This window comes from Bacteroides sp. UBA939, assembly GCF_002293435.1.
Taxonomy (GTDB): domain Bacteria; phylum Bacteroidota; class Bacteroidia; order Bacteroidales; family Bacteroidaceae; genus Bacteroides.
Map to the genome: position 1 here is coordinate 1 of NZ_DBDF01000237.1, position 7,508 is coordinate 7,508.

A 7,508-nucleotide genomic window follows, 5' to 3' on the forward strand; every position below is an offset into this window, starting at 1 on the left:
GGGCACCCCTCCTCCCAGGATGAGGGGAATAGAGATACTTTTGTTAATCACTAAACGCTTATCATTAATCATTATGAACAGCTACTTACTGCTAATAATCAACATTGACTTTAATAATATAGAATCCAATGAAAATATTACTTGTTAATAAGTTCCTTTATCCCCGGGGTGGCGATTGTATTTATACCTTGAACCTCGGTAGATTACTGTGTGAAGCCGGACATACGGTACGCTTCTATGCTATGGATTATCCGGAGAACATACAGGATAAAGACAAGCCTTTTTTTGCAAAAGAAATCAGTCTCTCTTCAGCAGGTCTATCCGGGAGAGTAGAAGCAGTCAATCGAATTCTATGGGGTAAGGGAATAAATCAAGGGTTCGGAAGACTTCTGGATGAATTTGAACCGGACATAGTGCACCTAAATAATATTCATTCATATCTTTCTCCTGTAGTTGCAAAACTTGCGCATGAACGGGGTATTAAAGTAATCTGGACGCTTCACGACTACAAATTAATATGCCCGTCCTATGCTTGCCTTTATAAAGGAAAAACCTGTGAAGCCTGTTTCACTCAAAAACGAAATGTGCTGTTACGCAAGTGTATGAAGAATAACCTGTTAGCAAGTATTCTTGCCTGGGGAGAGGCTATAAATTGGAATAAGACCAAGTTATCGGAATGGACTGATTGTTTTATTTGTCCCAGCCGGTTTATGGCAAAGAAGATGCAACAGGGTGGATATCCGGAAAACAAGCTTCAGGTTATTTATAATTTTATAGGGGAAGAACAAGTGCGGTGTATCTTGAATAACCCTGATTCCGAACGGGAGCAAGCATATACGTATATAGGTCGCCTTTCGGAAGAAAAAGGTATAGAGTCGCTATTGAAAATTGCGGTTCGGTTGCCTTACAAGCTGTACATTGCCGGTACCGGACCTTTAGAAGATGAATTAATACGGAAATATGCCGCTGACCATATTGTCTTTCTCGGACATTTATCGACGGAATCAACTATGGAACTTTTAATGAAAGTGTCTTTTACCGTGGTTCCTTCCGTATGTTATGAGAATAATCCCCTGACTATCATAGAATCCCTGTGTTGTGGCACTCCTGTACTGGGCAGGAATACGGGCGGCATACCTGAATTATTGGAAACGAACAGTTGTAATCGTCTCTATATTCAAGATGTGGAGTTACCTGCACTCATTACTGAAATGTTTGATATGGCTGATTCCGCTAATCGGAACGAATTATCCGCCGCTTCACTGCACCGCTTCTCAGGCGGGCAATATTATCAAAAATGGCTTGAAGTGGTGGAAGGAGAATAAAAAGTGGTGGAAGGAAAATAAAAAATAGTACTTTTGCAGACTTATTAACTGAGTAATATGAAATCTGTTGTTAGTTCGCCCACTGATATGTGTATCATTGTTACATACCGCTGCCCGATGCAGTGCCGGATGTGTAATATATGGCAAAACCCTACAGATCCGAATAAGGAGATAAGTCCCGCCGAAATAGAAAAGCTTCCGGATGTAAAGTTTATCAATATAACAGGAGGAGAGCCTTTTATCCGGGAAGATTTGGAAGAGATTGTGGAAGCGGCATTCCGTAAATCTCCCCGTGTCGTTATTTCAACTTCCGGATGGTTTGAAGAACGTGTTATCCGTTTGGCTGAGAAGTTCCCTAAAATCGGTATACGTATCAGCATGGAAGGTTTATCTCAAAAAAATGATGAACTCCGGGGACGGCAGGGAGGGTTTGATAAAGGAATCCGCACTTTATTGCAATTAAAGGAAATGGGAATCAGGGATATAGGTTTCGGCATTACGGTTTCTAATTCCAATTCCGCCGATATGCTTTCTCTCTACCGTCTGTCGCGTTCGCTCGGAATGGAATTTGCAACTGCAACAGTACACAATTCGTATTACTTTCATAAAACGGATAACACTATCACCAATCAGGAAGAGGTATGCAGTAATTTCGGTAAATTGATAGAATGGCAGTTAAAGGAAAAACATCCTAAATCCTGGTTCCGTGCTTACTTTAACCGGGGACTGGTTAATTATATACAGGGAAACCCCCGTTTATTGCCTTGTGAAGCAGGAACCGTGAACTTTTTTGTAGATCCTTATGGAGATGTTTATCCTTGTAACGGAATGGAAAGCAGATATTGGAAAGAGAGTATGGGAAATATCCGTACCATGTCTTCTTTTCAGGAGTTGTGGAGAAGTGAACAGGCGGAACGTGTCAGAAACAAGGTGCGTAACTGCCCTAAGAATTGTTGGATGGTAGGAACTGCCGCTCCGGTGATGAAAAAGTATTTCGGAACTCCACTGAAATGGGTGTTATATCATAAAATGCAATCATTAATGGGAAACTCTATAAATCTGAAAGACTAAAGAAGATGAAAATCGTAGTTACAGGTACCAGAGGCATTCCCGATATACCGGGTGGAGTGGAAACACATTGTGAGGAACTCTATCCGCTCATTGCGGACGAACGGCACGAAGTTGTTGTTGTCCGTCGTCCCTGTTATGCACCGGACGATTTAGTTAAAACATATAGGAAGGTTCGCATTAAAGACATAAGAATAGTACGCAATAAACATCTGGAGGCTTTTCTACATACGTTTCAGTCAGTATTATATGCGTGGAAAATAAAAGCGGACATCGTGCATATCCATGCCGTGGGACCTGCTTTGATGACACCTTTAGTACGCATGTTAGGAATGAAAGCCGTAGTCACGCATCATGGACCGGATTATGACCGGGAGAAGTGGGGGAAGTTTGCCAAATGGATACTTCGCATGGGAGAGAAGGTTGGAATGAACTATGCTAACCATGTGATAGTTGTTTCAGACTATATACGGCAACTGGTACGGCAGAAATACCTCTCAAAAAAGAATATTACTCTGATATACAATGGAATAAATAAGAAGCGGGAAATATCCGAAACCGATTATATTCAGAGTCTGGGATTGACGGAATACGGTTATATTTTGGCTGTAGGGCGCTTTGTAAAGGAAAAAGGTTTTGATAGATTGATTAAAGCGTTTGGGCAATTATCTTCGTCGTCCATAAAATTAGTAATAGCCGGAGATGCTGATTATCAGGATGAATATGCCCGGAAACTGAAAAAAATGTGTAAAGAGCAAGAGAATATATGCCTGACAGGCTTTATTAAAGGAGACAAACTGGCACAACTATATACAAATGCACGAATATTCGTGCTACCCTCTACCCATGAGGGGTTACCTATTGTACTGCTTGAAGCCATGAGTTACGGATGTCCGATACTTGCCAGTGACATTCCGGCAAACAAAGAAATAGGATTGCCGGATGAATGTTACTTTAAAAATGGAGATATTGACAGCTTGAAAGATGCTCTAAAGAAAAGGTTGGAGAACTCTCAAAGAGAACAGGTTATATATAATATGTCTTCGTATGACTGGCGGAATATTGCCCGGCAAACTAAGGATATCTATGATTCTTTAATAATATGAGGCAATATAGACAGGTGTTTGTCGTTTTATATGCAAGCTATGAATATTCAATATCCATTATATGATTTTCCGTTAAGGCGGAAAGGCAATCGCATTTTCAAACGAATGCTTGACGTAATGATGGCATTAGTAGTCCTGATTGTGGTATATCCGTTGGCGTATATCATTATCGGATGTTGTATCAAGATTAAGATGCCCGGTAGGATTATATTCTCTCAGAAACGTAACGGACGATATGGGAAGGTTTTTACTTGCTACAAGTTCCGTTCTATGTTGCCCAATGATCAGGCTGATACGCAGCAGGCTTCAGACGATGATCCTCGAATCACCCCTTTGGGACGTTTACTGCGTGTAACCAGTCTGGATGAATTGCCGCAGTTCTGGAATGTGCTTAAAGGGGATATGTCTGTAATAGGGCCACGGCCTCACATGCTGATACATACCGAACAGTATTGTACCGTGATTCCCGAATATAATAAAAGATTACAGGTAAAGCCCGGAATAACCGGTTGGGCGCAAGTACATAACTTACGTGGAGAGACGGACAAACCGGAGAAGATAAGAAAGAGGGTGGAGTATGATATCTGGTATATTGACCATTGGTCTTTTATGCTGGATATGAAAATTGTATTCGGTACACTGAAAGTTATGCTTGGATAAGTATGCGTACAGGTTGTTGTATTCTTGCTATCTTGCTTTGTTTTGCTTCAATAATGAAGGCGCAAAATGGGATGAAGCGGCAGAATGTCTCTTCATTCATTGAGTATGGCGCTTCTGTTCATTCGGGCGAGAATACTCCTTTGTGGCTGGTAAGCAATCAGCATGGCTTTTCTTCTCTTAACAACAATACTTATTTGCGAGGGGGCGCTTTCTATACGGATACAATCAGCCAATGGCGTATGGAAGGCGGACTGGATATGGCAGTTGCCGCCGGTTTCACGTCTACTTTCATATTGCAGCAGGCTTATACTGATATCCGGTATAAGTGGTTGGGGGTGTTGGTTGGAAGTAAAGAGATTGACTCTCCTTTATTGAATCAACAATTAAGTAGCGGCGGGCTGACTTGGTCGGGTAATGCAAGACCTGTTCCGCAAGTCCGGATAGGTTTGCCCGAGTATGTACAAGTGTTGCCGCGCCTTGCCTTGAAAGCGGAATTGTCGTACGGATGGTTTACCGATAACAGGTATCAGGCAAAGCACGTGGGAGAGGATTGCTGGTACACTAAGAACATCAAATACCACCATAAAAGCGGTTTCCTTCGCATTGGTGTGCCACAAGGTAAATGGCAACTGGACTTGGGTATGAGTCTGGACGTGCAATTTGGCGGATATAAAAGTGGTGGAATGGATGCCGGCGATTTGGGAAACAGTTGGAAAGATTATTTCAAGGCTCTCATTCCCGGTCGTGGCGGCGATAGCAGTCCGCAGGGAGAACAAATAGCTTATCAGGGTAATTACATGGGGAGTGAGCATCTCCGGATGACTTACCGCCACAAGGATTTCTCCATGAGCGCTTACCTTGAAAACTATTTCGATGATTTCAGCGGGATGGGGAAACTTAACGGATTCGATGGCTTGTGGGGAATTGAATACAAGTTCAACCGGAAGCAAGCCATTAATGGTTTTGTGCTGGAATACTATCAGACTACCAACCAGAGCGGCCCAATGCACGGAGTGGACTTCACCGTAGTGGAAAAGACGGGAGGAGCCGATGATTATTATAATAACGAATGGTATCCCGGCTGGGTACACTGGGGAATGACTATGGCTAATCCATTGATAGCTTCTCCTATTTATAACAAAGATGGTGACATGACCTTCAGATACAATCGCATCAAAGCATTGCATTTGGGGTGGAGCGGAGATATCAGCAACGAGTGGACATACATCGCAAAGCTATCATATAATAAAACTTGGGGAACTCCTTTCAAACCTATACCTGATATATTGGAAAATTTTTCTACTTTTGTATCAATTTTATATGCTCCGTATAAATGGAGGGAATGGCGGTTCAATGTATCCGTCGCTTTCGACATCGGAGAGATATATGGCGACAATTCAGGTTGCCAATTGAAAGTGCAAAAAACATTTTGAAAAAGATGAATTACATACAAACGGAAATTGATGGTGTGTGGCTGATTGAGCCGAAGGTATTTGGTGATGAACGCGGTTATTTCATGGAAGCCTTTAAAGAAGAGGAATTCAAGGCGCATGTCGGCGACGTGCGCTTCATTCAGGACAATGAGTCGAAATCTTCTTTCGGGGTATTGCGTGGGCTACATTATCAGAAAGGGGAATACAACCAATCCAAACTGGTACGCGTCATAAAGGGGAAAGTACTGGATGTAGCGGTGGATTTACGCCAATCATCTCCTACTTTCGGTAAATACATCAGTGTGGAACTGAGTGAAGAAAATCGGCGCCAGCTTTTTATTCCCCGCGGATTTGCTCACGGTTTCTTGGTATTGAGCGACGAAGCTATATTTATATATAAGGTGGACAATGTGTATGCCCCGCAATCGGAAGCATCCATCCGTTACAATGATGAAACAATAGGCATTGATTGGCCCATGACGGAAGAACAACTATTATTATCCCCTAAAGATAAGGCAGCCCCATCTTTCCGGGATGCAGAATATTTTATATAAAGTATGAAAATAGCTATTGTCGGTACAGGGTATGTCGGTTTAGTGACCGGAACCTGTTTTGCAGAAATCGGCGTAAATGTAGTTTGCGTAGATACGAACAGTGAAAAAATAGAAGCATTAAAGAATGGTAATATTCCCATCTATGAAAATGGATTGGAAGAGTTGGTGAACCGGAATGTAAAGGCAGGACGTCTGTGTTTTACTACTTCGCTGGAGAGTTGCCTGAATGAAATGGATGTTGTTTTCAGTGCTGTGGGTACTCCTCCTGATGAAGACGGCAGCGCCGACCTTAGTTATGTGTTGGCAGTTGCCCGTACCATCGGCCGCAATATGCAGAAGTATGTGTTGGTGGTAACGAAGAGTACGGTTCCTGTAGGTACTGCAAAGAAAGTGCGCGCCGCTATTCAGGAAGAATTGGACAAACGGAATGTATGTATTGAATTTGATGTTGCGTCTAATCCTGAATTTCTGAAAGAAGGAAATGCTATCAATGATTTCATGAGTCCGGATCGCGTTGTTGTGGGAGTGGAGTCCGAACGTGCAAAGGAATTGATGAGCAAACTCTACAAACCATTCTTGCTGAACAATTTCCGGGTAATCTATATGGATATTCCCTCAGCGGAGATGACGAAATATGCCGCTAATTCGATGCTTGCCACCCGTATCAGTTTTATGAATGACATCGCTAATCTTTGTGAACTGGTTGGGGCGGACGTCAATATGGTGCGTAGCGGCATTGGTTCGGATACCCGTATTGGGCGTAAATTCCTCTATCCCGGTATCGGATATGGTGGTTCCTGCTTTCCTAAAGACGTGAAAGCGCTCATAAAGACAGCCGAGCAAAATGGTTATCAAATGCGGGTACTTCATGCGGTGGAAGAGGTGAATGAGCAGCAGAAAAGTATCTTGTTCGAAAAGTTACAAAAGTATTTCGACAATAAGCTGGAAGGTAAAACAATAGCTATGTGGGGGCTGGCTTTTAAACCGGAGACCGATGATATGCGGGAGGCTCCTGCTTTGATACTGATAGACAAACTGCTCAAAGCCGGATGTGAAGTACGTGTTTATGATCCTGCGGCAATGGAGGAATGTCGCCGCCGTATAGGAGATGTTGTTTATTATGCAGCAGATATGTACGATGTTGTTCTGGATGCCGATGCGTTGATGTTGGTGACGGAATGGAAAGAATTCCGGTTACCTTCCTGGGCTGTCATCAAGAAAACGATGAAAAAGACCGTAGTACTGGATGGACGTAATATCTACGACAAAAAAGAGATGGAAGATCAGGGGTTTGTTTATCGTTGTATTGGGAAATAGACAGTTTGGCGAAGCGAAGCTTCGCAGTGATTAGGGTTTAGTGAT

At 42.7% G+C, this 7,508-nt stretch carries 7 protein-coding genes; all 7 read left to right on the top strand.

Annotation, left to right across the window (positions count from 1 at the left end; translation table 11 throughout):
* Positions 1-128: 128 nt before the first annotated feature.
* From B2Z67_RS15655 to B2Z67_RS15685, 7 genes are read left to right on the top strand one after another with little or no spacing between them, the layout of a single operon-like run.
* Entirely contained in the window at positions 129-1,325 is a 1,197-nt protein-coding gene (locus B2Z67_RS15655; RefSeq protein ID WP_291530776.1) for a glycosyltransferase, read from the top strand.
* A 57-nt stretch (positions 1,326-1,382) separates the two neighbouring features.
* A complete protein-coding gene (locus B2Z67_RS15660) occupies positions 1,383-2,396 on the top strand; it encodes a radical SAM protein (RefSeq protein ID WP_291530777.1) in 1,014 nt (337 codons plus the stop codon).
* A gap of 5 nt (positions 2,397-2,401) precedes the next feature.
* The gene (locus B2Z67_RS15665; RefSeq protein WP_291530778.1) at positions 2,402-3,499 is read left to right on the top strand and encodes a glycosyltransferase family 4 protein; all 1,098 of its coding nucleotides are present in this window, start codon (positions 2,402-2,404) and stop codon (positions 3,497-3,499) included.
* 39 nt (positions 3,500-3,538) lie between these two features.
* Positions 3,539-4,159, top strand: a complete 621-nt coding sequence (locus tag B2Z67_RS15670; protein WP_291530779.1) for a sugar transferase — start codon at positions 3,539-3,541, stop codon at positions 4,157-4,159.
* A gap of 53 nt (positions 4,160-4,212) precedes the next feature.
* Entirely contained in the window at positions 4,213-5,592 is a 1,380-nt protein-coding gene (locus B2Z67_RS15675) for a capsule assembly Wzi family protein (RefSeq protein WP_291530780.1), read from the top strand.
* Positions 5,593-5,597: 5 nt separating this feature from the next.
* Positions 5,598-6,146 (top strand): dTDP-4-dehydrorhamnose 3,5-epimerase, encoded by a 549-nt coding sequence (gene rfbC, locus B2Z67_RS15680; RefSeq protein WP_291530781.1) that lies wholly within the window; start codon positions 5,598-5,600, stop codon positions 6,144-6,146.
* A gap of 3 nt (positions 6,147-6,149) precedes the next feature.
* Positions 6,150-7,463, top strand: a complete 1,314-nt coding sequence (locus tag B2Z67_RS15685; RefSeq protein WP_291530782.1) for a UDP-glucose dehydrogenase family protein — start codon at positions 6,150-6,152, stop codon at positions 7,461-7,463.
* Positions 7,464-7,508 lie beyond the last annotated feature (45 nt).

What these genes read in the sequence shown, in the direction of transcription:
- B2Z67_RS15655 (WP_291530776.1), top strand. Translation starts at nt 129, where the DNA reads ATGAAAATATTACTTGTTAATAAGTTCCTTTATCCCCGGGGTGGCGAT.
- B2Z67_RS15660 (WP_291530777.1), top strand. Translation starts at nt 1,383, where the DNA reads ATGAAATCTGTTGTTAGTTCGCCCACTGATATGTGTATCATTGTTACA.
- B2Z67_RS15665 (WP_291530778.1), top strand. Translation starts at nt 2,402, where the DNA reads ATGAAAATCGTAGTTACAGGTACCAGAGGCATTCCCGATATACCGGGT.
- B2Z67_RS15670 (WP_291530779.1), top strand. Translation starts at nt 3,539, where the DNA reads ATGAATATTCAATATCCATTATATGATTTTCCGTTAAGGCGGAAAGGC.
- B2Z67_RS15675 (WP_291530780.1), top strand. Translation starts at nt 4,213, where the DNA reads ATGAAGGCGCAAAATGGGATGAAGCGGCAGAATGTCTCTTCATTCATT.
- rfbC (WP_291530781.1), top strand. Translation starts at nt 5,598, where the DNA reads ATGAATTACATACAAACGGAAATTGATGGTGTGTGGCTGATTGAGCCG.
- B2Z67_RS15685 (WP_291530782.1), top strand. Translation starts at nt 6,150, where the DNA reads ATGAAAATAGCTATTGTCGGTACAGGGTATGTCGGTTTAGTGACCGGA.